Origin of the sequence: Actinocorallia sp. API 0066 (assembly GCF_020991275.1) — a bacterium.
Taxonomy (GTDB): domain Bacteria; phylum Actinomycetota; class Actinomycetes; order Streptosporangiales; family Streptosporangiaceae; genus Actinocorallia.
In genome coordinates this window covers 70,754-97,220 of record NZ_JAJLQY010000007.1, presented here as the reverse complement: position 1 = coordinate 97,220, position 26,467 = coordinate 70,754, and the positions used below count along the sequence as shown (strand labels likewise).

The 26,467-nt window shown below is 72.3% G+C and carries 23 protein-coding genes; 10 read left to right on the top strand and 13 right to left on the bottom strand.

All coding sequences use genetic code 11. The features are described from left to right. Nucleotides 1-14: 14 nt before the first annotated feature. Together LO762_RS18815 and LO762_RS18810 are read right to left on the bottom strand one after the other, a co-directional pair. Nucleotides 15-1,625, bottom strand: a complete 1,611-nt coding sequence (locus LO762_RS18815) for a glycoside hydrolase family 3 protein (RefSeq protein ID WP_230616824.1) — start codon at nucleotides 1,623-1,625, stop codon at nucleotides 15-17. A 116-nt stretch (nucleotides 1,626-1,741) separates the two neighbouring features. Continuing rightward, a complete protein-coding gene (locus LO762_RS18810; protein ID WP_230616822.1) occupies nucleotides 1,742-2,794 on the bottom strand; it encodes an N-acetylglucosamine kinase in 1,053 nt (350 codons plus the stop codon). 63 nt (nucleotides 2,795-2,857) lie between these two features. On the opposite strand from LO762_RS18810, the gene LO762_RS18805 reads away from it, so the two are divergent. Together LO762_RS18805 and murQ are read left to right on the top strand one after the other, a co-directional pair. Next, nucleotides 2,858-3,793 carry a MurR/RpiR family transcriptional regulator gene (locus tag LO762_RS18805; protein WP_230616820.1) on the top strand — a complete coding sequence of 312 codons (936 nt, stop codon included), beginning with the start codon at nucleotides 2,858-2,860 and terminating at the stop codon, nucleotides 3,791-3,793. Beyond that, the gene (gene murQ, locus LO762_RS18800) at nucleotides 3,790-4,710 is read left to right on the top strand and encodes an N-acetylmuramic acid 6-phosphate etherase (RefSeq protein WP_230616818.1); all 921 of its coding nucleotides are present in this window, start codon (nucleotides 3,790-3,792) and stop codon (nucleotides 4,708-4,710) included. The genes LO762_RS18805 and murQ overlap by 4 nt, the downstream gene beginning before the upstream one ends. On the opposite strand, the gene LO762_RS18795 is transcribed toward murQ, so the two are convergent. Beyond that, complete coding sequence (locus LO762_RS18795) at nucleotides 4,691-5,887, bottom strand: acyl-CoA dehydrogenase family protein (RefSeq protein WP_230616816.1); 1,197 nt, start codon at nucleotides 5,885-5,887, stop codon at nucleotides 4,691-4,693. The two genes, murQ and LO762_RS18795, sit on opposite strands and share 20 nt — an antisense overlap. 86 nt (nucleotides 5,888-5,973) lie before the next feature. On the opposite strand from LO762_RS18795, the gene LO762_RS18790 reads away from it, so the two are divergent. After that, nucleotides 5,974-6,633 (top strand): HAD family hydrolase, encoded by a 660-nt coding sequence (locus LO762_RS18790; RefSeq protein ID WP_374201578.1) that lies wholly within the window; start codon nucleotides 5,974-5,976, stop codon nucleotides 6,631-6,633. 22 nt (nucleotides 6,634-6,655) lie between these two features. On the opposite strand, the gene LO762_RS18785 is transcribed toward LO762_RS18790, so the two are convergent. Beyond that, nucleotides 6,656-7,501: a sulfotransferase gene (locus LO762_RS18785; protein ID WP_230616812.1), complete on the bottom strand. Its 846-nt coding sequence runs from the start codon at nucleotides 7,499-7,501 to the stop codon at nucleotides 6,656-6,658. Between the two features lie 330 nt (nucleotides 7,502-7,831). Between LO762_RS18785 and LO762_RS18780 the strand changes: the two genes are divergently transcribed. Both LO762_RS18780 and LO762_RS18775 read left to right on the top strand, forming a co-directional pair. Next, on the top strand, nucleotides 7,832-8,743 hold the full coding sequence (locus LO762_RS18780; RefSeq protein WP_230616810.1) for a LysR family transcriptional regulator: 912 nt from the start codon (nucleotides 7,832-7,834) through the stop codon (nucleotides 8,741-8,743). 64 nt (nucleotides 8,744-8,807) lie between these two features. Continuing rightward, nucleotides 8,808-9,308 (top strand): hypothetical protein, encoded by a 501-nt coding sequence (locus LO762_RS18775; RefSeq protein ID WP_230616808.1) that lies wholly within the window; start codon nucleotides 8,808-8,810, stop codon nucleotides 9,306-9,308. Nucleotides 9,309-9,358: 50 nt separating this feature from the next. On the opposite strand, the gene ptsP is transcribed toward LO762_RS18775, so the two are convergent. The 3 genes from ptsP to LO762_RS18760 all read right to left on the bottom strand — a co-directional run bounded on the left by ptsP (nucleotide 9,359) and on the right by LO762_RS18760 (nucleotide 12,522). Continuing rightward, on the bottom strand, nucleotides 9,359-11,032 hold the full coding sequence (ptsP, locus tag LO762_RS18770) for a phosphoenolpyruvate--protein phosphotransferase (protein ID WP_230616805.1): 1,674 nt from the start codon (nucleotides 11,030-11,032) through the stop codon (nucleotides 9,359-9,361). After that, nucleotides 11,025-11,288 (bottom strand): HPr family phosphocarrier protein, encoded by a 264-nt coding sequence (locus LO762_RS18765; protein ID WP_230616804.1) that lies wholly within the window; start codon nucleotides 11,286-11,288, stop codon nucleotides 11,025-11,027. Before LO762_RS18765 ends, ptsP begins: the two co-directional genes overlap by 8 nt. A 190-nt stretch (nucleotides 11,289-11,478) precedes the next feature. After that, on the bottom strand, nucleotides 11,479-12,522 hold the full coding sequence (locus tag LO762_RS18760) for an SIS domain-containing protein (RefSeq protein ID WP_230616802.1): 1,044 nt from the start codon (nucleotides 12,520-12,522) through the stop codon (nucleotides 11,479-11,481). Nucleotides 12,523-12,712: 190 nt separating this feature from the next. On the opposite strand from LO762_RS18760, the gene LO762_RS18755 reads away from it, so the two are divergent. Both LO762_RS18755 and LO762_RS18750 read left to right on the top strand, forming a co-directional pair. Beyond that, a complete protein-coding gene (locus LO762_RS18755) occupies nucleotides 12,713-13,447 on the top strand; it encodes a GntR family transcriptional regulator (RefSeq protein WP_230616800.1) in 735 nt (244 codons plus the stop codon). A 104-nt stretch (nucleotides 13,448-13,551) separates the two neighbouring features. Continuing rightward, the gene (locus LO762_RS18750) at nucleotides 13,552-13,986 is read left to right on the top strand and encodes an Rv3235 family protein (protein ID WP_230616798.1); all 435 of its coding nucleotides are present in this window, start codon (nucleotides 13,552-13,554) and stop codon (nucleotides 13,984-13,986) included. Between the two features lie 71 nt (nucleotides 13,987-14,057). On the opposite strand, the gene secA is transcribed toward LO762_RS18750, so the two are convergent. From secA to LO762_RS18720, 6 genes are all read right to left on the bottom strand, one after another. Then, nucleotides 14,058-16,802, bottom strand: coding sequence for a preprotein translocase subunit SecA (gene secA, locus LO762_RS18745; protein ID WP_230616796.1), 2,745 nt, complete (start codon nucleotides 16,800-16,802; stop codon nucleotides 14,058-14,060). Nucleotides 16,803-17,100: 298 nt separating this feature from the next. Continuing rightward, nucleotides 17,101-18,393: a DUF58 domain-containing protein gene (locus LO762_RS18740; protein WP_230616794.1), complete on the bottom strand. Its 1,293-nt coding sequence runs from the start codon at nucleotides 18,391-18,393 to the stop codon at nucleotides 17,101-17,103. Continuing rightward, nucleotides 18,393-19,376 carry a MoxR family ATPase gene (locus tag LO762_RS18735; RefSeq protein ID WP_230616792.1) on the bottom strand — a complete coding sequence of 328 codons (984 nt, stop codon included), beginning with the start codon at nucleotides 19,374-19,376 and terminating at the stop codon, nucleotides 18,393-18,395. Before LO762_RS18735 ends, LO762_RS18740 begins: the two co-directional genes overlap by 1 nt. Then, nucleotides 19,373-20,563 (bottom strand): DUF4350 domain-containing protein, encoded by a 1,191-nt coding sequence (locus tag LO762_RS18730; protein ID WP_230616790.1) that lies wholly within the window; start codon nucleotides 20,561-20,563, stop codon nucleotides 19,373-19,375. The genes LO762_RS18735 and LO762_RS18730 overlap by 4 nt, the downstream gene beginning before the upstream one ends. Continuing rightward, a complete protein-coding gene (locus LO762_RS18725; protein ID WP_230616788.1) occupies nucleotides 20,560-21,189 on the bottom strand; it encodes a DUF4129 domain-containing protein in 630 nt (209 codons plus the stop codon). Before LO762_RS18725 ends, LO762_RS18730 begins: the two co-directional genes overlap by 4 nt. After that, on the bottom strand, nucleotides 21,186-22,154 hold the full coding sequence (locus LO762_RS18720) for a hypothetical protein (RefSeq protein WP_230616786.1): 969 nt from the start codon (nucleotides 22,152-22,154) through the stop codon (nucleotides 21,186-21,188). Before LO762_RS18720 ends, LO762_RS18725 begins: the two co-directional genes overlap by 4 nt. A gap of 248 nt (nucleotides 22,155-22,402) precedes the next feature. On the opposite strand from LO762_RS18720, the gene mtrA reads away from it, so the two are divergent. Genes mtrA through LO762_RS18705 form a run of 3 tightly spaced genes read left to right on the top strand, consistent with a single transcriptional unit; the run spans nucleotide 22,403 to nucleotide 26,467 of the window. Continuing rightward, entirely contained in the window at nucleotides 22,403-23,080 is a 678-nt protein-coding gene (gene mtrA, locus LO762_RS18715; protein ID WP_230616784.1) for an MtrAB system response regulator MtrA, read from the top strand. A gap of 28 nt (nucleotides 23,081-23,108) precedes the next feature. Beyond that, the gene (gene mtrB, locus LO762_RS18710) at nucleotides 23,109-24,695 is read left to right on the top strand and encodes an MtrAB system histidine kinase MtrB (RefSeq protein WP_230616782.1); all 1,587 of its coding nucleotides are present in this window, start codon (nucleotides 23,109-23,111) and stop codon (nucleotides 24,693-24,695) included. Further along, complete coding sequence (locus tag LO762_RS18705; RefSeq protein WP_230616780.1) at nucleotides 24,692-26,467, top strand: LpqB family beta-propeller domain-containing protein; 1,776 nt, start codon at nucleotides 24,692-24,694, stop codon at nucleotides 26,465-26,467. The genes mtrB and LO762_RS18705 overlap by 4 nt, the downstream gene beginning before the upstream one ends.

Here is a 26,467-nt window from a genome sequence, read left to right as displayed (position 1 = left end):
CAACCCCCCGAGGGCTACAGGGCGCTGGTGATGCCCGCGCCGAGCTTGAACGCGCCCGGCACCGCGACGGGCAGGCGGCCCTGCGGAACCGCCTTCCCCGCGAGGATCTTGGCGAGCCCCTTCACCGAGACGGCGCTGGTGGAGTAGGTGACGGCGGCGGCCTGCGCCGACCCGGCGTGACGCAGCCCGTAGGGGCTGCCGAGAAGGGCCAGCACCACCTTCTTGCGGCCCGAGAGCGCGGCGACCGTCCCCGCGACGTCGGAGCCGGTGCGCGAGGTGACGACGTGGGTGGCGGCCTCAGGGCCCGCGATCTTGACCCCCTCGGCACGCAGCGCGGCGGTGACGGCCTGCGCGTCGCTCCCGGCGACGTACACGCCGCCCTTCAGCGGCAGCGCCTCCTTGTTGCGGACGACCGTCACCGCGCGCGTCGCGACGTCCAGCGCGGTCGCGCGGTGCTCGGGGGTGCGCTGGGCGGTGACGGCTGCGGCCGGGTCCACGGTGGCCCCGCCGAACAGGCCGCGCGCCTCCTTCAGCGTGAGGATCCTGATGACGGCCGCGTCCAGCGTGTTCTGGGAGATCCTGCCCTTCTTCACGGCCTTGACGAGGGCGGCGTGCGCCTGGCCGACGTCCGGCGGCATGAGCATCATGTCGGCCCCCGCGAGCACCGCCCTGACGGCCGCCTCGGGCGCCCCGCCCTCGACCTGCGCTCCGGCCATCAGGAGGGAGTCGGTGATGATGACGCCACGGAAGCCGAGCTTCTGCCTGAGCACCCCGGTGAGGATCTTTCTGGACATCGTCGCGGGGGTCTTGGACTTGTCCAGGGACGGCACGACGAGGTGGCCCGTCATGATCGCGTCCACGCCCGCCTCGATCGCCGACCGGAACGGCGGCGCGTCCAGCTCCTCCCACCTCGCTACCGAATGGTCGATCTCGGGGAGCCCGGTGTGGCTGTCCACGGCGGTGTCGCCGTGGCCGGGGAAGTGCTTGGCCACCGCGGCGACGCCCGCCGTCCGGTACCCGTCCACCTGGGCCGCCACGAGCCTGCCGACGGCGGCCGGGTCGGACCCGAAGGAGCGCACCCCGATCACCGGGTTGCGCGGGTTGACGTTCACGTCGGCGTCCGGCGCGAAGTTCAGGTTCACGCCCACTGCGTTGAGTTCGGTGCCCGTCACCACGGCGGCGTGCCGGGCCAGTTCGGCGTCGCCGACCGCGCCCAGGGCCATCGCGCCCGGGAACGTCGTGGTGAAGTCGGCCCGGGAGACGATGCCCGTCTCCTCGTCCACACCGAGCAGCAGCGGGATCTTGGACGCGCCCTGGAGGGCCTCCGACAGCTCGGCCGCCTTGCGCGGGCTCTTGAGGTTGCCGGGGAAGTAGATGAAGCCGCCGACGCCGTGGTCGGCCACCAGCTTCTTGCCGTCGGCGGCGTTCTTCACGGTCGGCAGGAGCAACTGCCCCACCTTCTCCGCGACGCTCATCTCCTGCACGAGCGTGGCGGCGAGCGGCACCGGCTCGGGGGTCGGCGTCGTGGTGGGCGGTGTGCTCGCGCCACCGCCGCCTCCGCCCGCCGAACACCCGGCCAGTGCCGCGCACCAGGCCATGGCCAGCGCGACCGTGCGTGTCCTCATGACGACTCCCCCCATGTCCAGGGGAGGGTAGTACCCACGCGCACCGGGCCGCGCCGCCTCACACGCCGGGCGGGTTCCGCCTTTGCCCGAACCTGCCCGGCCGTCTCCCGCGCGCGCTAGGCGGCCGCCAGACGACGGATCGCCATCCGCGCCGCCCCCGCCGCGCCGTCACCGGCCCGGCAGGGCTCGCTCTCGAAGCGGGCGCGCAGCCCCGCCCGGACGAGATCGGCGACCATGCCCTCACCGAGCACGGACCCGGCCATGACGACGGGCGCGGACGGATCGCCGAGCGCGGGGATGATGGCGTCCACGTCCAGGAGAAGGGACGAGGCGGCCTCCTCGACGATCTTGAGGGCCACCTCGTCTCCGTGCTCGGCCGCCTCGTTCACCACGGGGCCGATGGCGCCGAGCGCCGCCGGGGGCCTGCCGTAGACCTCCTTGATGATCGCCTGCGGCAGGGAGCTGGTCGGGGCGGTCCGTGGGGGCGCGGAGATCGTGTGGCCGATTCCGGCCAACACGAGCGGGCGGGGGCGTAGCCCGGCCGTGGCCTCCGACCCGAGCAGCGCCGCGGGCACCAGCGCCGACAGGAGGGTTTCCGGGCCCCTGCCGTCCATCGCGGCGAGCGCCGCCTTGACGCCCTGGCGGCCGATCCAGACGGCGGAGCCCTCGTCGCCGAGGAGGTACCCGTAGGCGTCGGCGCGGGCCACGATCTCGCCGTCCCGGATGACGGCGGCGCCCGCGCCCGTCCCGGCGAACACGACGATCCCGCTGGGGGCGGCGGTGCCGGACGCGAAGTTGATGGCGATGTCGGTGAAGACCTCGGGCTCCCCGGCCATCCCGAGGGTCTGCCAGGCCCGCTGGGAGGCCGAGACGAGGACGGGACGGCCCGCGGCCCCCGCCCCCGCGATGCCGAAGACCCCGCCGCGGACGGCCGCCGGGTCGATCCCGGCCGTCGCCTGCGCGAGGGCGGTGAGCAGGGCGGATTCCGGGTCGCCCCCCGAGTTCGGGTTGGCGCCCGGTCCGCTGCCGACCCCGACGACGGTGCCGTCGAGGGTGGCCAGCGCACAGCGTGTGTGCGTGCCCCCGGCGTCGATCCCGACGACGTACGGCTCGGTGCTCTCCGGCGCGGTGTGGCGCGGCACGTCGTTCGGGCTGACGAAATCAGTCATCACATCACGTCCGTAAAGACTTTGGCGTTGACGCGACAAACCCCTTGTAAGAAACTTTCTTCCATGAGGAAACCCGAAGGTCAAGACACGGGACACCAAGAAGCGGGACACGCAGCACCTCCACTCAGCACGGTGGTCAGAGTTCGCTCACTGCTGCCGTCCCTACCGCCGGCCGAACGACGGGTGGCCCAGCGGGTGGTCGACGACCCCGAGGGAGTGGCGGGATCGACCATCACGGAGCTGGCCCAGGCGTGCGGGACCTCGGAAACCACGGTCATCCGGTTCTGCCGGGCGATCGGCTTCAACGGATATCCCGAGTTGCGGCTCACGCTCGCGACCGAGGCCGGCCGCGCCCAGTCCGCGTCCGGCGGGAGGGTTGTCGGCAGTGACATCGGACCGGATGACTCTCTCGAAGATGTGGTGGAGAAGGTCACCTTCGCCGACGCCCGCGCGGTGGAGGAGACCGCGGCGCAACTCGACCTCAAGGTCCTGGCCAGGGTCATCGACACGGTCGTCGCGGCCCGGCGCGTCGACGTCTACGGCGTAGGCGCCAGCGCCTTCGTCGCCCTCGACTTCCAGCAGAAGCTGCACCGCATCGGCCACACCTCCTATGCGTGGTCCGACGCACACATCATGCTGACGAGTGCGGCAGTTCTCCAGCCCGGGGACGTTGCAGTCGGTATCTCACACAGCGGCACCACCGTCGAAACGTTGGACGCGCTCGCCGTCGCGGCCGGGCGCGGCGCCACCACGATCGCGCTCACCAACTTCCCCAAGAGCCCCATAGCCGAGCAGGCCGACCTCGTCCTCACCACCGCGGCGCGCGAGACGACGTTCCGGTCCGGCGCGACGGCGAGCAGGTTGGCCCAGCTCACCGTCATCGACTGCGTTTTTGTCGGAGTCGCGCGGCAGACTTACGAGCCGACGCGGGAGGCACTGGAAGCCACCTACACCGCAGTGCACGGACGCAGTGTCCGGCCGGAGAGGAAGAGGCGATGAACGAACTCCCCATCGACCTGCCGACCGAGCGGCGCAACCCTCGCACCGCCGAGATCGACACCCTGCCCACGCTGGAGGTGCTGCGCCGGATCAACACCGAGGACGAGCGGGTGCACCAGGCCGTCGCCGAGGTGCTCCCCCAGATCGCCGACCTCGTCGACCTCGCCGTCGCGGCGCTGCGCCGGGGCGACCGGGTGCACTACTTCGGCGCGGGCACCTCGGGCCGGCTCGGCTTCATCGACGCCGCCGAACTCCCCCCGACGTACGGCACGCCGCCCGAGTGGGTCGTCGCGCACCACGCCGGGGGCGCGCACGCGCTGTCCCGCGCGGTGGAGGGCGTCGAGGACGACATCGCGCTCGGCGCGTCCGACGCCGAGGCGCTGAACCCGGGGGACGTCGCGGTCGGCATCGCGGCGAGCGGCACCACACCCTACGTGGTGGGGGCGCTGCGCTACGCGACGGAGATAGGCGCGTCCACCGGGCTGATCTCGGCGAACCCGTCGTCGTGGTTCGGCCGCGAGGTGGACGTGCACATAGGTCTGGACACCGGCCCCGAGGTGATCAGCGGCTCGACCAGGATGAAGGCGGGCACGGCCACCAAGATGGTGCTGAACGCCTTCTCCACGACGGTGATGATCAGGCTGGGCCGCACCTACTCCAACCTGATGGTCAGCGTGAACGCCCTCAACTCCAAGCTCCGCAGACGGCTCATCCGCATCCTCGTCGAGGCGACCGGCCTGGACGCGCGGACGTGTGAGCACGCCCTCGCCGAAGCGGGCGGCGACACCCGGGTCGCCCTCATCACCCTCCTGGCCGACGTCACCCCCTCCCGCGCCTCCCGTGCCCTCGAAGACGCGGGCGGCGCCGTCCGCGAAGCCCTGCTGCTCCTGGGCGACGTCAGGAGAGATACGGCCTGAGCTCCTGCCGGGCCACCGTCCGGACATGCACCTCGTCCGGGCCGTCGAACAGCCGCATCGCGCGCACCCACGTGTACATGGCGGCGAGCGGCGTGTCGTCGCTGACCCCCGCCCCTCCGTGCACCTGGATCGCCCGGTCGATGACCTCGTGCGCGATCCGCGGCACCACGACCTTGATGGCCGCGATCTCGGTGCGGGCGCCCTTGGCGCCGTGCCTGTCGATCAGCCACGCGGTCTTCAACGTGAGCAGCCGGGCCTGCTCGATCGCGATCCGCGACTCGGCGATCTGCTGCTGGACCACGCCCTGGGCGGCCAGCGGCCGGCCGAACGCGACACGGTCGGCGGCCCGGCGGCACATCAGCTCCAGCGCCCGTTCGGCCATGCCGAGGGCGCGCATGCAGTGGTGGATGCGGCCGGGGCCGAGCCGTGCCTGGGAGATGAGGAAGCCGTCGCCCTCGTCGCCGATGAGGTTGGCGACGGGCACCCGCACGTCCTCGAAGCGCAGTTCGCAGTGCCCGTGCTGGTCGTGCCTGCCGAACACCGGGAGGTCGCGCACGACGGTGAAGCCGGGGGTGTCGCGCGGCACGAGCACCATCGACTGCTGCCGGTGGACGGGCGCGTCGGGGTCGGTCTTGCCCATCACGATGAAGATCTTGCAGCGTTCGTCGGCGGCGCCGGTGATCCACCACTTGCGGCCGTTGACGACGTACTCGTCGCCGTCCCGCACGATGCTCAGGGTGATGTTGGTGGCGTCGGAGCTGGCGACGTCGGGCTCGGTCATCGCGAACGCCGAGCGGATCTCGCCGTCCAGCAGCGGCTCAAGCCAGGTCTTGCGCTGTTCCTCGGAGCCGAACATGTGGAGGACTTCCATGTTGCCCGTGTCCGGCGCCTGGCAGTTGAGCGCCTCGGGCGCGAGGTCGGGGCTGCGCCCGGTGATCTCGGCCAGCGTCGCGTACTCCAGGTTCGTCAGGCCGCCGAGGTCGGGCAGGAACAGGTTCCACAACCCGCGCCCGCGCGCCTCCGCCTTGAGCTCCTCGACGACGGGCGGGAGCGCGTGCGGGTCGTTCACCGCGCGCCACTCGGCGTAGACCTTCTCGGCCGGGTAGACGTGGGAGTCCATGAACTCCAGCAGCTTGGCCTGGTACTCGGCAGCCTTCGGGCTCAGTTCGAAGTCCATGTCGGGCAGTCTGGCAAACCGGGGACAGAGGTCACTTACCGGGGTGGCACTAACTGACTCACGAGTCAGCTCGTAACATGTCCGGTATGACCCTCCGCGCCGTGATCACCGACTGGGGCGGGGTACTCACCGCTCCGCTGCAGGACGCCATCAGTGTGTGGCTCACCGCCGACGAGATCGACGTCGCGAGCTACCGGGAGACGATGCGCGCCTGGTTCGGCGGCGCCTACGCCGGGACGCACGCCATGTCGGCCTTCTCCGGTGGCAACCTCATCCACGCGCTGGAGGACGGCACCCTCCCGGCCGAGGAGTTCGAACGCCTCCTGGCCGCCGAACTCCGGACCGTGGACGGCGGGCCCGTCTCCCCCGACGGCCTGCTGTCCCGCATGTTCGCCGCGTTCCACCCGATCGAGACCATGTACGAGGCGCTGCACGCGGCCAAGGCGGGCGGTCTGGCGACGGCGCTGCTGTCCAACTCCTGGGGCAACGCCTACCCGCGCGAGCTGTGGTCCGGGCTGTTCGACACCGTCGTCATCTCCGGCGAGGTCGGCATGCGCAAGCCGGGGCGGGAGATCTTCCGGCACACCGTCGAGGTGCTCGACCTGCGGCCCGAGGACTGCGTCTTCATCGACGACATCGCCGAGAACATCAGGACCGCGACCGACCTCGGCATGACCGGCGTGCTGCACACCACCCCCGAGGACACCAGGGCGCAACTCTCGGACCTGCTGCGGCTGCCCCTGTGAGCGCCGCAGCGGGCCCGGGACGTCACAGGTAGCCCCAGGACTCCGCGATGGGCTGGAGGGGCTCCGGGACGTCCTCAACGTCGGGCAGCGGCCGTCCCGGCTGGACCCGGCCCGTCGCGACCTTCGCGCGCCAGTCCCCGATGCCCTTCTCGATCGGGCCGTGGTCGCGCGCCCCGTACTCCAGCATCAGCGGCGACCATTCGACCCCGAGGTAGGCGCACAGGTCGCGGGTGACGGCCTCCGGCTCGGCCACGAGGTCCTCGTACCGGTACGTCGGGCCCGGCAGCTTCGTCCGGCAGTGCTCGACCGCCTCCATGAACCGCAGCGTGTGCGGCACGGCCTCGTCCATCGGCCGCCGCTCCGGATCGGCCTCGTGCCACGACAGCGCGATCGACAGCGGATGCCGGATGAGGAAGAAGAACCGCGCGTCCGGCCAGCACTGGCGCAGCCGCCACCAGGCGAACACGTTGCTCGGCGTCTTCTCCACGAGCACGTCCTTGCCGCTGCGCGTCAGCTCGCGGTGCAGCAGCCGGTCCCACAGCAGGTGCTCGACGTCCGTGCGCCGGTGGCCGAACGCCTCGATGGCCTGCCGCGCGGGCGGCGACTTCAGCTCGACGCCGATCCGCCGCAGGTGCAGTTCGTGCGGCGCGAGGACGCGCGGGTGGCTGTTGAGGATCAGCCGCAGCAGCGTCGACCCCGACCTGACCGACGACATCAGGAACACCGGGGCGCGCACCAGCCTGTCGTGCTCCGGGTCCACCGGGGGGCGGGCCTTCTCCAATGGCAGCGGGATCTCCTCGATCCTGCGCCGCACCTCCCAGCCGGTCCGCTTCTCCAGCTCGCTCCGTACTCTCCTGCGCCACCTCATCCCGGGGAAGCTAGGGCGGCCGGGGGTCGGGACGGCGAACGGCGGCTTGCCGTCGCGTGAACGTCTGTTCCCCAACATCAACGCGTGTGAACGGACGCGCCCTGGCGCGCCCGCGGCCGGGCGGCGTACCCGGCCGCGGACGGCGCCGTCGCGAACGCCCCGATGGGGCGGGGCCGGGTCGATCCCTCACATCGACGCGGTCGCGATACGCAGCCGGCGCGCTGCCTACCACCACCCTGACGTCCGTCCGGCCGCTCCGCCAGCCGCCTTGCCCCTATGAGCTCATAAGGCGCGGTTATGAGTGGACGGCGTAAGCCATAGGCTGGGCTTATGGGGGAGCGCGCGCCGCTGTGGCACCGGGTGCCCGACCTCGCCGCGCTGGAACTGCTGCTGGCCGTCGCGCGGCTGGGCAGCCTCGGGCGGGCCGCCGCCGAGCTCGGCATCTCCCAGCCCGCCGCCAGCGGCCGCATCCGCACCATGGAGAAGCTGCTCGGCGTGCCGCTCGTGGAGCGCTCACCGCGCGGCTCCCGGCTCACCCGCGCGGGCGCCCTCGTGACGGACTGGGCGCGCCGCGTCGTCGAGGCCGCCGAGGCGTTCGACGCGGGCGCGCAGGCACTCCGCGCGGACCGCGACTCCCGCCTCCGGGTCGCCGCCAGCATGACGATCGCCGAGTACCTCATGCCCGGCTGGCTCATCGCGCTGCGCGCCGCCCGGCCGGACACCGCCGTGTCGCTGCTGGCCGGGAACTCCCAGTTCGTCGCCGAACGGCTGCTCGCGGGCGACGCCGACGTCGGGTTCGTGGAGGGGCCCGCGCTCCCTCCCGGCCTGGACGGCGCCGTCATCGCGCGGGACAGGCTCGTCGTCGCCGTCGCGCCCGCCCACCCGTGGGCCCGGCGGAGCGCCCCGGTCCGCGCCGAGGAGCTGGCCGCGACCCCGCTCATCCTGCGCGAGGAGGGCTCGGGAACCCGGCAGGTCCTCGACGACGCGCTGGGCAGGCACGCGGCCCCGCTGCTGGAACTCGCCTCCACGACAGCGGTGAAGGCGGCCGCCGTCGGCGGCATGGGCCCGTGCGTCCTGAGCGAGCTCGCCCTCACCGAGGAGCTCTCGACCCGTCGCCTTGTCGAGGTGCCCCTCGCCGACGTCACCCTGACCCGGCGGCTCCGCGCCGTCTGGCGACCCGGACCCCACCCGGCCGGGCCCGCCCGCGACCTGCTGGCGCTCACCCGCACCCCCACGCGCTGACCCGCCCGCCACGACGCGCGCCGGAGCGGACGTGGCCGGGCCGCCGGGGTGCCACACTGGGGGGATGCGCGTCTACCTTCCCTCCACGTTGCCGGAACTCGCCCGCGCCCTGGCGGACGGGGAGATCACCGTGCACCGCGCCTACGCGGTGACCCCCGCCCTGCGCGAGTGGTACGCCGACGGCGACACCGAGGAGCTGGAGTACGCCGCGATGCTGGCCGCCGCCCGCGCGAGCCTGCGGATGCTCGCGGGCGACCTCGACGCGCCGTGCCGCCGTGTCGTGCTCGCCGCCGAGGTCCCGGACGGCGCTGTCGCCTACGAGGGCGGCTACGAGAACCTGGGCGAGAGCGACCGCGCCGAAGTACGGCTGCGCGACGTCGTCCCGCTGAAGAAGGTCGTCTCCGCCCACGTCGACGACCCGGCCGCCGCCCCCGACGTCCAGGCCGCCGCCCGCGCCCTGGGCGCCGCCGACCAGGGCGACCTGGACGCCCAGTTCACCGTGGACGGCGCCGAGGGCCACGAACTCATGTGGTACGCCACCCAGGAACTCTCCGACCTCCCCTGACCCCTCCCGGCGTCAGCCGAGCGGCTGGTCCACCACAAGACCGGGCGGGGTCAGAGGCCGAGGGTCTCCAGGGCGGGGAGGGCGGCACGGGCGGCGGCGCGGGCGTCGCGGGCGGTGCGGGCGGCGCGGGCGGCGCGGGCCGCCTCCTGGCACTCGGCGAGGGTGTGCGCGGCGAGGGCGGCGCGTACCAGCGGCAGCGAGGGTGAGCTCATCGAAAGGCTGGTGACGCCCAGGCCGGCGAGCACGCAGGCCATGACGGGGTCGGCGGCGGCCTCGCCGCAGACGCCGCAGCCCTTGCCCGCGTCGGTGGCGGCGCGGGCCGCGTGCGCCATGAGGTCGAGCAGCGCGGGCCGCCACGGGTCCTGGAGCCGGGTGAGGCTGGAGACCTGGCGGTCCACGGCGAAGACGTACTGGGCGAGGTCGTTGGTGCCGAGGCTGAAGAAGTCGACCTCTTCGGCGATGTCGTGCGCGCGCACGGCGGCGGCCGGGACCTCGATCATGATCCCGGCCTGCTGGATGCCCGCCTCACGGCACTTGTCGGTGAACATCTTGGCCTCTTCGGCGTCCGTCACCATCGGCGCCATCACCCGCAGCCTGTCGGGTGGGAACCCCTCCGCCGCCTTGGCGAGGGCGCGCAACTGCCCTTCGAGCACGTCGGGGTGGCGGCGCAGCAGCCGGAGCCCGCGCTCGCCCAGCGCCGGGTTCGGCTCGACGCCGGCGGGCGGCAGGAACGACAGCGGCTTGTCCGCGCCCGCGTCCAGCACCCGGACGACGACCCGTGGGAAGGCTTCGAGGACGGCACGGTACGCGGCGATCTGCTCGGCCTCGCCGGGCGGCACCGCCTCGTCCAGGAAGAGGTACTCGGACCGGAACAGCCCGACGCCCTCGGCCCCGTGCTCCAGGGCGGAGGCGATGTCCTTGGGCCCGCCGACGTTGGCCAGCAGCGGCACGGCGTGGCCGTCCTTGGTGCCGCCCGGCCCCGTCGCGCTCCCGACGGCCTCCGCGCGCGCCTTCTCGGCGGCGCGGGCCTTGTCGATCTGGGCGGGCTCGGGGTCCACGATCAGCCGTCCGGAGGCGCCGTCGGCGAGCACCCGGGCGCCCACGGGCACTTCGAGGGCGCCGGGGCAGGCGACGATCGCGGGGATGCCCATGGCGCGGGCGAGGATGGCGGTGTGGCCGATCGGCCCGCCCTCCTCGGTGACGAACGCGACGCAGTGGGCGGGGTCGAGCAGCGCGAGGTCGGCGGGCGCGAGGTCCTGGGTGATGAGCACGTAGGGCTCGCCCGACTCGGGCAGGCCCCGTTCCTCGTGCGCCATCAGCCGGGCGACGGTCCGGTCGCGGACGTCGTCGAGGTCGGCGACGCGCGCGGAGATGTAGGCGCCCGCGCCGCCGAGCAGCTCGCGGTAGAACCCGAACGACTCGTAGACGGCGCGGGCCGCGCTCAGCCCCGCCGAGACGCCGACGGTGACCTCGCCCGCGAGGTCGGGGTCGCGCGCCATGAGCGCCTGGGCGGCGAGGACGTCGTGCGTCTCGCCTCCAGCCGCCGTGGCCCGGGACTCCAGCTCCTGCGCGACCTCCTCCAGGGCGGCCAGCGCGCGGGCGGTCTCGGCGACGCGGTCGCCGGTGAACGGCTCCACGGGCGGCACGGGCACGGACCCCGTCATCACCCTGACGGGGCCGACCCCCACGCCCGGACTGACGCCGGTGCCCAGGAACTCACGCATTCGGCTCCGTGAACAGGGTGACGAGGGAGTCGAGCACCTCTTCGGCGCCGTCCCCCTCGGCACACAGCTTCAGCTGCTCGCCCGTCCGCGCGTCCAGCGCCAGCACCCCGAGGATGCTCTTGGCGTTGACGGGCGTGTCGGCGAAGCGGCCGATGGTGACGTCCATCGGTGCGAGGGCAGCCGCCTTGACGAACTCGGCGGCGGGCCTGGAGTGCAGCCCGACCAGGGACTCGACCCGCACGTGTCGCTCAGCCATGATCCTCCTTCAGGGGTGAATTGTTCCAGACGATCGGCTGATCGCTCACCCGCTTCGGTTCGATGCGCCGCCGTTTCGGATTTTGGCCGAGTGTGGTGAACGGCGGGATGATCGGTGGTTCATTCTGGAGTTGACCCTGGTGAAGGGCACACTACTTCCAACGGCTCCCTTTGCCTGGGGCATTCCCAGCTTATGCTCCAGTCTGCGTTACTTTACGCAATCCGCGCGGGTTGTCCGGATCAATGCCGAGTGTCCGGGCCAGCCGCTCAACCAGCAGCTGACCAGGCACGATGAGGCCCAGCGGCGCCACCCACTCGGGCAGTCGCGGCCCCGGCAGCGCCAGCGAGGACGCCTCCGCGAGCGCCTCCCCGCCGCCGATCCCGTAGACCCGCGCCCCCGCCTCCGTGACGCGCCGGGCGAGCGCCACCGTCCCCTGAAGGGTGGGGCTCTCCTCCGCGCCCAGGACGATCGCCGGGGTCTCGGCGTCCACCACGGCGATCGGGCCGTGCAGGAGATCGGCGTAGGACAGGCCCATCGCGTGGAGGTAGCACGCCTCCTTGAGCTTCAGCGCCAGCTCCAGGGCGGTGCCGAAGGCGATGCCACGGGCCGACACCACGGTCCCCGGCACCTTGGCCAGCTCCGCGACCGCGGCGTCGAGCGCGTCGCTCGCCTCGGTCGCGGCGATGAGGCGCTCGATCTCGGCGGGCACCTGGAGCAGGTCGTCCGGGTCCACCTGGGCGCCGAGCCCGACGGCGAGCACCGCGAGGGCCGCGAGCTGGGTCGTGTAGGTCTTGGTGGCCGGGACGGCGAGCTCGTCCCCGGCCCTGGTGAGCAACGCCACATCGGCGGACTCGGCGAGCGGCGAGCCCTCCCCGTTGGTGACGCCGACGGTGACCGCGCCGCAGGAGCGCGCCCACTCCATCGTCTCGACGATCTCCTCGGTGCGGCCCGACTGGCTGATCGCGACGGCCAGCACCCCGTCCAGGTCGAGCCTGCGCCGGTAGGTGGTGGCGACCGACGGCGCGGCGAGCGTCGCCAGGCGTCCCGCGTGCGTCTCCACCAGGTAGCGGCCGTAGACGGCGGCGTTGTCGGACGAGCCGCGCGCGATGAACAGGACCTGGCGGGTCCGTCCCGCGACGGCCCGGACCGCGTCGAGCTGGGGCAGCAGGCTGGTGACGGTGGTGCGCAGCGCGTCGGGCTGCTCGCCGATCTCGTGCCGCATGCGGCTGGTCATGCGTCCTCCTGGACGGGCTGGGGGTGTGCTCATGGGCAAGGCACTCACCAAGGAGAGCTACCTTGAAGACGGTCTGGACCAGTCCGGACTAGACCAGTACGAACCATACCCTTGTGAAAGCATGAGCGGACAGCCCCCGTGCGCGGGTTCTTCCTCACGCAGCCCTTCCCAGCGAGGCGGTGTCAACGCATTGATCGACGCGTCAAGCCCGGTCCCGAAGTACGTTCAGCTCCGCGCCCTGCTCGTCGACCTGATCGACGAGGCGGGCGCCGAGCCCGACGCGCCCATGCCGTCGGAACGGGAACTGTGCCAGCGCTACGGCCTGTCCCGCATGACCGTACGTCAGGCCGTCGACCAGTTGGTCTCCGAAGGACGGCTGTACCGCGTGCCGGGCAAGGGCACGTTCGTCGCCCGACCCAAGATCGACATGCCGCTCCGGCTCAGCTCGTCCTTCACCGCCGAGATGAAGGCGCGCGGCCTGACGCCCGGCGCCGTCGACATCGACCACCGGACCGTTCCGGCCTCGGGCCACGTCGCCCGCGCGCTCGGCCTGGGCGCCGGGGCCTACGTGCACGTGTTGGAGCGGCTGCGCACCGCCGACGGCACCCCCATGGCCGTGGAGCGCTGCCACATCCCCGCCTCGCTCGCCCCCGACCTCCTGACCTTCAGGCTCGCCGGACAGTCCCTCTACGACCTTCTGGAGCGCCGCTACGGCATCACCTTCGACTCCGGTGACCAGACCGTCGAAGCCGCCATCGCCACACCCCTGGACGCCGAACTGCTCCAGCTCCCCCAGCCCAGCCCCGTCCTGCTGCTGCGCCGCCGCTCCTACCTGAAGTCCACCTGCGCCGAGCTGACCGAGTCCACCTACCGGGCCGACCGCTACCAGCTGCACACCACGCTCGACCTGCCCCGCCAGCCCTGACCCACGGATGATCTTGCTCCGGCTGGGCATTCCCTGACACCGTCCCGCCTCTTCCCAGGCACGCGCGCCGCGACCGGCGGCGCCCGGCGAGAGGAGGCCACGGAATGGGACGGGTGCGGGTGCTGCGGCTGGTTTCGGCAGGCTCGGGCGACGAGGGACGGCCCCCCGACGACCCCGCCACCGACGGGAGCCTCGCGCTCGCCGACGGCTCCGGCGGCGACGGCCTGGAAGCGGCCGCCGAACGGGTGATCTGGGTGGCCGCCGAGGTGTTCGCCGGGCTCCGCCCGTTCCCGCAGCTCGCCAGGCTCGCCACCGTCGAACTCGCCGAGGTGCTCGCCCGCCAGCGGCACCCCGCCGGACGCGGCGGCGCGGGCGCGCCCCGCATCCGGAACCGGCGCGTCCAACGGCCGGGACCCGGCGTCGGCGAGGTCACCGCGACCGTCGTCATCGGCGGGCGGATCCAGCCCGTCGCCGTCCGGATGGTCCGCAGGCGCGGGGCCTGGCGCTGCGCCGCCGTCGAGACGGCCGTGCACTGGTAGGGACGGCGAACGCCGCCCGCTCCCGGCGAGGGGAACGGGCGGCGTCCGATGATCCGCGTGAGATCCGTGTGCTAGCGGGCGCCGCCGTGGCAGCGCTTGAACTTCTTGCCGCTGCCGCACGGGCACGGGTCGTTGCGGGACACACCCTCGTACGACGGCACGGAGTCCTCGACGTGGTGCTCCACCCCGCCCTGCTCGTCCGGCCCGGAGAAGTCGAGCTTCTTGGCCTCGGGCTGGCCCAGCGCGCTCGCCGCGACGGCCACCGGCATGACCCCGACCTTGGCCGCGGGCTGCTCCTCCACCTCGACCTCCAGGTGGTAGAGGTAGCCGACCGACTCCTCCTTGATCGCCTCCATCATGGCGGCGAACATGTCGTAGCCCTCGCGCTGGTACTCCACCAGGGGGTCGCGCTGCGCCATCGCGCGCAGGCCGATGCCCTCCTGCAGGTAGTCCATCTCGTAGAGGTGCTCGCGCCACTTGCGGTCCAGGACCGTCAGCACAACACGGCGCTCCAGCTCCCGCATGACCTCCGCGCCCAGCTCCGCCTCACGCTTGTCGTAGGCGGCCTGCGCGTCCTCGCGGACCTTGTCGGCGATGAACTCGGCGCTCAGGTTCTGCACCTCGCCGCCCGCCTCCTCGACCAGCTCGTCGGCGGTGACGCTGATCGGGTACAGCTGCTTGAACGCCTTCCACAGCATGTCCAGGTTCCACTCCTCGGCGAAACCCTCGGCGGTGGCGCCCGCGACGTACCCGTCGACGACCTCGTCGATCATCCGGCGGACCTGCTCGTGCAGGTCGGCGCCCTCCAGCACCCGGCGGCGCTCGGCGTAGATGACCTGGCGCTGGCGGTTCAGCACCTCGTCGTACTTGAGGACGTTCTTGCGGATCTCGAAGTTCTGCTGCTCGACCTGGTGCTGGGCCGACTTGATCGCGGACGAGACGATCTTGGCCTCGATCGGCACGTCGTCCGGGATGTTCAGCCGCGTCATGATCGCCTCGACCCGCGCCGAGTTGAACAGCCGCATCAGGTCGTCCTCCAGTGACAGGTAGAACCGGGACTCGCCCGGGTCGCCCTGACGGCCGGAGCGGCCGCGGAGCTGGTTGTCGATCCGGCGGGACTCGTGCCGCTCGGTGCCCAGCACGTACAGGCCGCCCGCCTCGGACACGACCTCGTGCTCGCCCTTGACGGCCTCCTTGGCCTTCTCCAGCGCCTCCGGCCAGGCCGCCTCGTACTCCTCGGGCGTCTCCAGCGGCGACAGGCCCCGGTTCAGCAGCTCCAGGTTGGCCCGGAACTCGGGGTTCCCGCCCAGCATGATGTCGGTGCCTCGACCGGCCATGTTGGTGGCCACCGTGACGGCGCCCTTACGGCCCGCCTCGGCGATGATCGTGGACTCCTTCTCGTGGTGCTTGGCGTTCAGCACCTGGTGCGGGATGCCCTCGGACTTCAGCATCTTCGACAGCGTCTCGGACTTGGCGACCGAGGTGGTGCCGACCAGGACCGGCTGGCCCTTCTCGTGCCGCTCGGCGATGTCCTTGACGACCGCCTCGAACTTGGCGAGCTGCGTCTTGTAGACGACGTCGGCGACGTCCACGCGCTGCATCGGCCGGTTCGTCGGGATCGGGATGACGCCGAGCTTGTAGATCTTGTTGAACTCCGACGCCTCGGTCTGCGCGGTGCCGGTCATGCCGCCGAGCTTGCCGTAGAGCCGGAAGTAGTTCTGGAGGGTGATCGTGGCGAGCGTCTGGTTCTCGTCCTTGATCGCCACACCCTCCTTGGCCTCGATGGCCTGGTGCATGCCCTCGTTGTACCGGCGGCCCTGCAGGACACGGCCGGTGAACTCGTCGACGATCAGCACCTCGCCGTTGACGACGAGGTAGTCCTTGTCCTTCTTGTACAGCTCCTTGGCCTTCAGGGCGTTGTTCAGGAAGCCGACAAGCGGGGTGTTCGTGGCGTCGTACAGGTTGTCGATGCCGAGCCAGTCCTCGACCTTCTCGACACCGGTCTCCAGGATGCCGACGGTGCGCTTCTTCTCGTCGACCTGGTAGTCGCCGTCGTCGGCGTCGGCGGCCGAGGCGCGGCGCAGCCGGGGCGCGATCTTGGCGAACTCGGCGAACCACTTGGAGTTCTGGTCGCCGGGGCCGGAGATGATCAGCGGGGTGCGGGCCTCGTCGATGAGGATCGAGTCCACCTCGTCGACGATCGCGAAGAAGTGGCCGCGCTGGACGCAGTCCTCCAGCGTCCAGGCCATGTTGTCGCGCAGGTAGTCGAAGCCGAACTCGTTGTTCGTGCCGTACGTGATGTCGGTGTTGTACGCCTTGCGGCGCTCCTCCGGCGTCATGTTCGCGAGGATCACGCCGACCTCAAGACCGAGGAACTGGTGTACCCGGCCCATCCACTCGGCGTCGCGCTTGGCCAGGTAGTCGTTGACCGTGACCACGTGCACGCCCTTGCCGGCCAGCGCGTTCAGATACGCGGGCAGCACACAGGTCAGGGTCTTGCCCTCACCGGTGCGCATCTCGGCGATGTTGCCCAGGTGCAGCGCGGCGCCGCCCATCACCTGGACGTCGAAGTGCCGCTGGCCCAGCACCCGGCGGGCCGCCTCACGGGCGGTCGCGAACGCCTCGGGGAGCAGGTCGTCGAGGGTCTCGCCCTCGGCCAGGCGCTCCCGGTAGGTGTCGGTGAGCGCGCGCAGCTCCGCGTCGGTCTTCTCGGTGAACTCGTCCTCGATGGAGTTCACCTGGTTGGCGATCCGCTTGAGCTTGCGCAGGACCTTGCCTTCGCCTGCGCGAAGAATCTTGTCGACGATAGCTGGCACTCTCGGAAGCTCCTTGCAGATCGGATAGCCGCGCGTCCGCAGCCTGTCCTGACGGGTCGCCCCTCGGGTCAGGGCCTTGTCCGCGCACACCACTTGTCGCGCATACCACTCGTAGCCTGTCCATCCTAGGCGAGGTCAAGGATGGAGCAGGTCACCCTCACGCGCAATTCCTAACGCCGAAGGCGCCTGTCCGGTTCCCCGCCCCCGTCCGTTAACGGCCACAGGACCGGCCCGGGGGCGGCCGCTCCCGACGAAGTCGGGGCCGCGAAGCGGCCGCCCTCCGGGCCCATCAAACAGGTCACAGCCGACCCTGTGCCTTGAGCGCCAGATAGGCGTCGGCGAGGGCGGGCGCGATCTCGTCCGGCGGGGCGTCGACGACCTCGACGCCGTACTCGCGCAGTTCGGCCTTGAGCCTGCGGCGTTCGCCCCGCGCGCGTTCGGCGGAGGCGGCGTCGTAGACGGCGGCGAGATCACCGCGCGCGCCCGCCATCTCGCCGACGCGGGGGTCGGCGACGGCGGCGACCATAACGAGGTGGCGTGAGGTGAGCCGGGGCAGCAGCGGGATCAGGCCCTCCTCCATCGCGGCGGTGTTCAGCTCGGTCAGCAGCACCACCAGGGACCGCTGTCGGGATCGGGCCAGGAGCGTCGCGACCATGCCCGCGGCGTCCGACTCGATCAGCTCGGGCTCCAGCGGCGCCATCGCCCGCACCATCGACGGCAGGAGGTCCGTCCGGGAGACGCCCTCGACGCGGGCCCTGACGCGCCGGTCGTAGGCCAGGAGGTCCACCCGGTCGCCCGCGCGGGAGGCCAGCGCGCCCAGGAGCAGGGCGGCGTCCATCGAGCAGTCAAGGCGCGGGATGTCGCCCACCCGGCCCGCCGAGGTGCGCCCGGTGTCCAGGATCAGGAAGATCCGCCTGTCCCGCTCGGGACGCCACGTCCGCACCACGACCTCGCCGCGCCGCGCCGTGGCACGCCAGTCGATCGACCTGACGTCGTCGCCCGCGACGTACTCGCGCAGCGAGTCGAACTCGGTGCCCTGGCCCCGGATCAGCGCGACCTGCTGGCCGGTCAGCTCGCGCAGCCTGCGCAGCTTCGCGGGCAGGTGCCTGCGCGACGGGAAGCCGGGCAGGACCCTGACCGTCCAGGGCGCCTGCCGGGTGAGCTGCCGCGCGACCAGGCCCAGCGGCCCGGTCGAGCGGATCGTCACCGACACCGACGAGCGGTCGCCGCGCCGCGTCGGCGCCAGCCGCAGCTCGGCGCGGCGGCGCTCCCCGGCCGGGACGTCGATCTCGAACGTCCGGGGCGTCACGCCCGCGCTGGGCGGCCACGCGTCCCGGACGAGCGCCCTGACCCGGCGCCTGCCCGGGTTCTCCACGATCAGCCCGACCGTGCCGCTCTCGCCGAGCCGGATGGTCGTGTCGCCCGTCCGGTGCAGGACGAGCCGCCTGACGTTCCCGGCCAGCGCGAAGTCCAGCGCGCCGAGCGCCACCAGCGCCCCCGCGATCGCGGCGATCACCCAGCCGTGCGGCACGAACAGGGGGATCGCGCAGGCCAGCAGGGCGAGCAGCGCCACCCGTCCGGTGAGCGCCATCAGCGCGGCGTGGGGACGGTCGCCAGGACGCCGTCGAGGACGCCGTCGGCGGTCGCGCCTTCGAGCTCGGCCTCCGGGCGGAGCTGCACCCGGTGCCTGAGCGTCGGCCGGGCCAGCGCCTTGACGTCGTCGGGCGTCACGTAGTCGCGGCCGGACAGCCACGCCCAGGCCCGCGCCGTGTTGAGCAGCGCGGTCGCGCCGCGCGGGGAGGCGCCGAGCTGGAGCGACGGCGACTGCCGGGTGGCCCGGCACAGGTCCACCACGTAGGCGATGATCTTCGGATCGATGTGCAGGGTGCGCACCGCCTCGCGGCCCGCGTCCAGCTCCGCGATGCCCGCGACGGGGTTGATCTCGGCGAGGTCGCGCGGGTCGAACCCGAGGGCGTGCCGCTGGACGACGCCGATCTCCTCGTCGCGGGTCGGCAGCGGCACGGTCAGCTTCAACAGGAACCTGTCGAGCTGGGCCTCCGGCAGCGGATAGGTGCCCTCGTACTCGATGGGGTTCTGGGTGGCGCACACGACGAACGGGTCGGGCAGCTTGAACGGCTTGCCGTCCACCGAGACCTGCCGCTCCTCCATCGCCTCCAGAAGCGAAGCCTGCGTCTTGGGGGGCGTCCGGTTGATCTCGTCGGCGAGCAGCAGGTGGGTGAACACCGGGCCCCGCCGGAACTCGAACTCGGCGGTGCGCGCGTCGTAGATCAGCGAGCCGGTGACGTCGCCGGGCATGAGGTCGGGGGTGAACTGGACCCGCTTGAACTCCAGGTCGAGGGCCCTGGCGAGGGTGCGCACCAGCAGCGTCTTGGCAACGCCGGGCACGCCTTCGAGCAGCACGTGCCCACGGCACAGCAGGGCGATCACCATGCCGGTGACCACGGCGTCCTGCCCCACGACGGCCTTGGCGACCTCGCCGCGCAGCGCGGCGAGCGCGCGCCGCGCCCCGTCCGCGCCCTGGACCCGCTTGTCCAGCACCGTCTCGTCGCTCATCGCACCCGTCTTTCCAGTTCGTCAAGGAGGTCGGTCAGCCGCAACAGCTCACCGTCGTCGCCAGGTTCAGGACCGTACAGCGCCCAGTAGGCGGTCGGTGCGTCGAGCCCGCTCCTGGCCGCGGCCAGCGGCACCACCTCGGCGGCGCGGGCCGGATCGGCGGCGGCGCTGCGCGGCAGGCCGAGCAGCGGCACCAGCCGTTCCCGCGCCGCCTCGCGTAGGGCGAGCGCCGCCCTGTCCCTGGCGTGGGCGGCCCGGTACAGCCGGGCCCTGCCCTCGACGGCCTCCGCGGACCGGACGGCCACCGGAAGCCGTTCGACCACCACCGGCCCGAGCCTCCGGGCCCGCCACAGGGCCGCGAGGGCGACGGCGACAAGCCCCTGCAGGAAGAAGAGCCACACCGAGGTCGGGACGAGGTCCATGAAGGACTGGTCGCCCGTGATCTCGTCCTCGCTCGGCAGGTCGGGGATCAGCCAGACGACGCCGCCTTGCGCGCTCAGAAGCGTCAGCCCGAGAGCGGCGGCGCCCTCCTCCGTGAGGTGCCGGTTGGTGAAGGGACGGCCGGATCCGGCCACCGTCACCGTCTTGGCGCCCTCGGACCTGACGAGCCGGAAGAAGCTCGACGCGGGGTCGTAATCCTCGTACAGGTAGCAGGCGGTGCCCGTCTCGGCGGCCCGGTAGACGTGGGACTCGCCGAAGTCCACCGCGCCCGCCGCCGCACCCAGCGCGCAGCCGTCCTCGGCCGGGCCGGTGTCGGGCGCGGTGCCGGTGCGCTCGACGCCGGGCGCGAGCCGGGCCAGCGCGGCGTCCGTCGGCGCGATGAGCAGCACCGACCCCGTGGCGTTCGCGAGCACGGTGAGGTCCGCCTCGGTGAGCCGCTCGGAGCGGACCACGACCACGAGCTTGGTGGAGCGCGCGGCGGAGGCGGCGGCGTTGGCCGACCGCACGACCTCCACCGGGGTGCCCTGCTGCCTGACGATCTCGGCGAGCGCGCGGGAGCCGTCACGGCCCGCGTCCTCGGGGTCGAGGTAGCCGCTCGTCACCGGAGGCCGCAGCGCTGCCAGCACGACCGCCAGCAGGACCACGGCGAACAGCGCGGCCACGATGCCGCGCCAGCGCCGGAACCGGCGTCCGGCGACCTGGCCGGCGCTCTCCGGGGCGGGCGCGTCGGTGGCGGTGGCCGTCACACGGTCTCCAGGGGGCGGGGCCGCGCGGCGCGCACGGCGTCGTCGAGCGCGACGAGGACGGCGTAGGACTCGGCGGTGCCGGGCCGGTCGCCGTACCAGACGTCGTCGAAGATCCGGGCGCCCGGCAGCAGGTCGACGGGCAGCGCCGCCGACGCCTCCAACGCGAGCTCGAACGCGGTACGGCCTGGCCTCGGTTCCAGGATCGCGCGTTCCTCCAGGTCGCGGGCTATCGCGCGCAGCCTTTCCCGGATCGCCTCGGCGTACCCGCCTGCGGCTGCCGCCTTCTCGGCGGCTGCCCTGTGGTCGACGGAGCGGCTGGGCACGTCATCGAGGACCGCCTTGCGCCCGCTCGGGTTGCGCCGGTTACGCATCCACAGGTAGCCGATCACCAGGACCAGCGCCGCCAGCAGCACGAGCAGAAGGACGGTGGTGATGCTGCTCCCCGCGCCCGACCCCTGCGGGGTCGGCCTCGGCGGGTCCGGCATCAGGTTGTCGAGCCACTCCCTGAGCTGGTCGATCATCTTCTCCAGGAACGACGGCTGGTCGCGCTGGTAGACGGGCTTGCTCAGCTCCCGTTCGGCGAGGTCGCGCGCCTGCTCCCTGGTCAGCGGGTCCGGGGCGCTCATCGGCTTCCCGCCCACAGCGTCAGGAGGTCGTCGTCGGGGACGGTGTCGCGCCGCTGGATCTCCAGGTCGAGCCCCTCCCTGCGGTGCCTCCGGTCCAGGTACATCAGCGCGATGACGCCCGCCTGGAAGGGTGTGGTGATGGCCGTGGAGACGATCCGGCCGAGCGTGTCCACCGAGATCGCGGCGACGGCCTGACCGCCCGTCTCACCGCCGAAGAACAGCATCTCCACCACCACGAAGGGCAGCCGCAGCGCGCCGCCCATGAGGAACGCGATGAGCAGCGTCAGCGCCAGGACCATGAACGTCCGCCACCACTGGCCGCCGACCAGCCGCCACGACCTGGCCAGCGCCGCGCGCGGGCCGAGCCGCTCCAGCACGAGCGCGGGCGCGGCGAGCACCGTCGCCACACCGAGCCACACGACCAGGAAAAAACCGGCGGGAAAGCCCACCACGGCGAGCAGGATGCCGAGCGCCGCCGACCCGTCCGTCCCCACGACGGCGATGAACGGCAGCAGCGGCAGCACCGCCACCGCGAGCACGCCCGCCGGGACGCCCAGGGCCAGCACCAGCAGCCGACCGAGCCGGGGCCGCACGTCCCGCCACACCCCGCGCGGGGTGGCGCCGAGCCCGAAGTAACCGCGCGCGATGACCGGCGCGTAGGCGCCCGCCAGCAGCAGGACCGCCACCGACCCGATGACGGAACCCGCCAGCGTGAGCATCGCCTGTGATCCGAACGAGCGCAGCAGCACATGGGGGGTGACCTCGCCGGTGGCCTGACCTCCGACCAGGAAGTACGCGGCGAGCGTCACCAGCAACTGGACGGCCCCCACCACGGCGAACGCCGGACCGAGCACCGCGCGCGGCGACCGGCGCAGCAGAGCGAGGGCCGCGTCCAGCATCTCGGCCGCGCTCAGCGGCCGCAGCGGGATGTCCCCGCCGAGCAGGTCGGCCCGGTCGAATCGCACGGAGCCATCCTGCCATGTGTCCCTATATCCAGGAGATCCCCAACTCCTGCCCCTCCCCAGGTGGTGCAAATCTCGCTTGTTGTAGGCGAATCGGAACGCAGCGTACCGGCCGTACCCCCTAGATCACCGGGCTTTCGGTGATTAGCGGCACTGCGACCGGTAAAACGCGGGTAACCTGTGGCTCACCTGGCATCCGGTGGCGGCACGTGGGCAGCCCCGCCTCCCTACGGAACGGCTTGAGAGGGCGCATGAGGGGACGTGTACTGGTCGTCGACGACGACCTGGCGCTCGCGGAGATGCTCGGCATCGTCCTGCGCGGCGAAGGCTTCGAACCGGCCTTCGTCCATGACGGGGACAAGGCGCTCGAGGCGTTCCGGGAGACCCGTCCCGACCTGGTGCTGCTCGACCTGATGCTGCCGGGCGCCGACGGCATCGACGTGTGCAGGCAGATCCGCGCCGAGTCCGGCGTGCCGATCGTCATGCTCACCGCCAAGAGCGACACCGTGGACGTCGTGCTCGGGCTGGAGTCCGGCGCCGACGACTACGTGGTGAAGCCGTTCAAGCCCAAGGAGCTGGTCGCCCGGGTCCGCGCCCGGCTGCGCCGCACCGACGAGCCCGCCCCCGAGACCCTGCAGATCGGCGACATCTCCATCGACGTCGCCGGGCACTCGGTCAAACGCGGCGACAAGCACATCCCGCTGACCCCGCTGGAGTTCGACCTGCTCGTCGCGCTCGCCCGCAAGCCGCGCCAGGTCTTCACCCGCGAGGTGCTGCTGGAACAGGTCTGGGGCTACCGGCACGCCGCCGACACGCGCCTGGTCAACGTGCACGTGCAGCGGCTCCGCGCCAAGATCGAGAAGGACCCGGAGCGGCCCGAGATCGTCGTCACCGTACGAGGCGTGGGTTACAAGGCCGGGCCCGCCTAGCCCGTCCCGCACAGCGAGGTAGCCCCCCATGAAGACCACCGTGCGGCGTGTCGTCCGCGGCCTGTGGCGCCGCTCCTATGTGCGTTGGCGGCGGTCCATCCAGGTCCGGGTGGTCACCTCCACGCTGCTCATCTCGACGATCGTCGCGGTGGTCCTCGGCGTGTTCCTCATGCAGCAGATCACCACGGCGCTGCTGGACGGCAAGGCGGAGGCCGCGTCCCAGCAGGTCAACGAGGGCCTGGGCATCCTGCGCCGCACCACGGGCGAGAACCTCGGTGTGAACGTCGCGGAGAAGGTCGCCAAGGAGCTCGCCGCGCGCGGCGGGCCGTCCGGCCTGTACGAGGTGTACCTCCGCAAGGTCAACGAGACGACGAACGGCGGCGTCCCCACCAACGACCTCGACCCCCGCAGCGTCCCGCCACGGCTGACCAAGGCGCTGTCGGAGGCGCCGTCCGGGCAGAAGGTCTGGACGATCGGCGAGCTGACCCGCCAGTACGACGAGCCCGAACCCGCGCTCATCATGGGCGGCCGGGACGGGCCGTACGAGCTGTACTACCTGTTCCCGCTCGACCAGGAGCAGCGCACGATCTCGATCGTGCAACGCACCCTCGTCGGCGTGGGGATCGCGCTCGCCCTGCTGCTCGCCGCGATCGCCTCGGTGGTGACGCGGCAGATCGTCGTGCCCGTCCGGCTCGCCGCCCAGTCCGCCGAACGGCTCGCCAAGGGCCGCCTTGAGGAGCGGATGAAGGTGCGCGGTGAGGACGACCTCGCCAAGCTGGGCCGCTCCTTCAACGACATGGCCGAGACGCTCCAGGAGAAGATCCGCGAACTGGAGAACCTCTCGCAGGTGCAGCGCCAGTTCGTCTCGGACGTCTCGCACGAGCTGCGCACCCCGCTCACCACCATGAAGATCGCCGCGGACATGCTGTACGAGCACCGCGAGGACTTCCAGGCGGGCGTCAGCCGCTCCACCGAACTCCTGCAGAGCCAGATGGAGCGCTTCGAGTCGCTGCTCGCCGACCTGCTGGAGATCTCCCGGCACGACGCGGGCGCGGCCACCCTCGACGTGGAGTCCCTCGACATCAGGGAACTCGTGCTCGGCGCGGTCGACGACGTCCAGGACGTCGCCGAACGGCGCGGCGGCAAGATCGTGCTGAAGCTGCCCGGCGAGGCGTGCATGGCCGACGTGGACCGCCGCCGGGTCGCCCGGATCCTGCGGAACCTGCTGTTCAACGCGGTCGAGCACGGCGAGGGGCGCGACATCGTCGTCACCGTCGCGGCCGACCGGGACGCCGTCGCGCTCGCCGTCCGGGACCACGGCACGGGCCTGCGGCCCGGCGACGCCCAGCACGTCTTCGAGCGGTTCTGGCGGGCCGACCCGTCGCGGGCCCGCACGATCGGCGGGACGGGCCTCGGCCTGTCGATCTCGCGCGAGGACGCCCAGCTGCACGGCGGCTGGCTCCAGGCGTGGGGCGAGCCCGGCGTCGGCTCCCAGTTCCGGCTGTCGCTGCCGCGCGCCGCCGGCGCCGAGCTGCGCGGCTCGCCGCTGCCGCTGGTGCCCGCCGAGGTCGAGCTGAACCGCACGATCATCGCCGATCTGGAGGTCGCCGAATGAGACGCCTCCTGCACCCCGTCTGCGCCGGGCTCGCGGGCCTGGTGCTGGCGTCGGGCTGCGCGTCGCTGCCCACGGGCGGGCGGGTCGCCACCGAGACGTATGACGCGCGCACCGAACCGTTCGACGAGCCTTACGTCCGGATCGTCCCGACCCGTCCGAAGGCCGGGTGGGCGCCGGAGGACGTCGTGCGGGGCTACCTCGTCGCGATGGCCAACTTCGACAACGACAGGACGACGTTCCGCTCCTACCTCGCCGACGACGTCAAGTTCGACGCGTCCCTCCGGCCGCCCATCACCGTCCTGGACGACGACGGCTTCCAGGGGCCGCTCCTGCTGCCCGGCCAGAACGACAAGGTCAGCCAGGTCCAGCTCGTCGGGAACCGGCTCGGCCGCATCACCTCCTCCGGCCAGTACGTCGCGGCGGGCCAGCAGGCGCACGAGGTGACGTTCACCCTCACCCAGAACAAGGCGGGCGAATGGCGCATCGCCTACGCGCCGCGTGACCTCGTGCTGCGCCGCAGCGACGTGGACCGCGCCTTCCGCACCACCAACCTGTACTACTTCGCTCCCGACCGGCAGAGCCTCGTCCCCGACGCCGTGTTCCTGCCGCAGCTCAACCGCTCCGACCTGCCGTCCCAGCTCGTCAAGTCGCTGCTCAGCAAGACGACGCCGTGGCTCAGCGGCGCCGTCGTGTCCGCGTTCCCGCCCGGCACCCGGCTGCTCGGCGGCAAGGTGCGCCTGGAGGACGACGACATCGTCACCGTCAACCTGAGCGAGGAGGCGGCCACCGGCAACATCGACGAGATGTCGGCGCAGCTCATGTGGACGCTCGGCCAGCTCAGCGAGGTGCAGACGCTGCGCGTCCAGATCGACGGCCGCACCCGCAGGACGAGCGACGGCCTTGAGGTGCAGACCCTGAAACGCTGGGAGCCGCTCGGCCCCGACGCCGCCTATGCCGCCATCGCCAAGACCCGCTACCTCCTCGACGGCGAAGGGCGGCTCTCGCTGTTGCAGGGCAAGCAGAGTTCGGCGTTCCCGGCGCTGCGGCAGCGGTCCATGCGGGCGCCCGCCGTCTCCCTCGACGGGCGGGAGTTCGCGGGCATCTCCGGACGCTCCCTCCAGGTCGGCGACCTGTCCACGGGCGACGTCAGCGAGGTGCTCAAGGCCGAGAAGGGCGCGACGCTGCTGCGGCCGTCGTGGGACAGGCACGGATACCTGTGGATCGTGCAGAACACCGGCAGCACCTCGACCCTGTGGCTGCGCGCTCCGGGCGCGGTGAAAGCCGTCCAGGTGGCGCTGCCCAAGGAGCTCGGCGGGCAGTTCAAGGCGCTGCGGATCGCGCGTGACGGCGTCCGGGTGGCCGCGCTGGTCTCCAACGGGCTGACGACGGAGATCCAGATCTCGCGCATCGCGCCCACCGCGACGGGCTACGCCATGGGGCCGTTCCACCCGATCAACGCCGAACTGTCCGGCCTCGTGGACCTGGCCTGGCGCGACGCCGACACGCTGGCCGTCCTGGGCACGTCGGGCACGTCCACCAGCGTCCTGCCCTACGAGGTGCCGATCAGCGGCGGCGCCATCCATCCCATCGGCGGCAGCTTCGAGGGCGCCCCCGTCACCATCACCGCCGCCCCCGGCCAGGACATCATGCTGGGCGTCGAGTCCAAGGAACGCCCGGAACCCACCATCTGCCTCCAGACCCTCAACGAGGACCCCCGCTTCAGCACCTGGGACTGCGGCACCCCCGGCTCCTCCCCCGCCTACCCCGGCTGA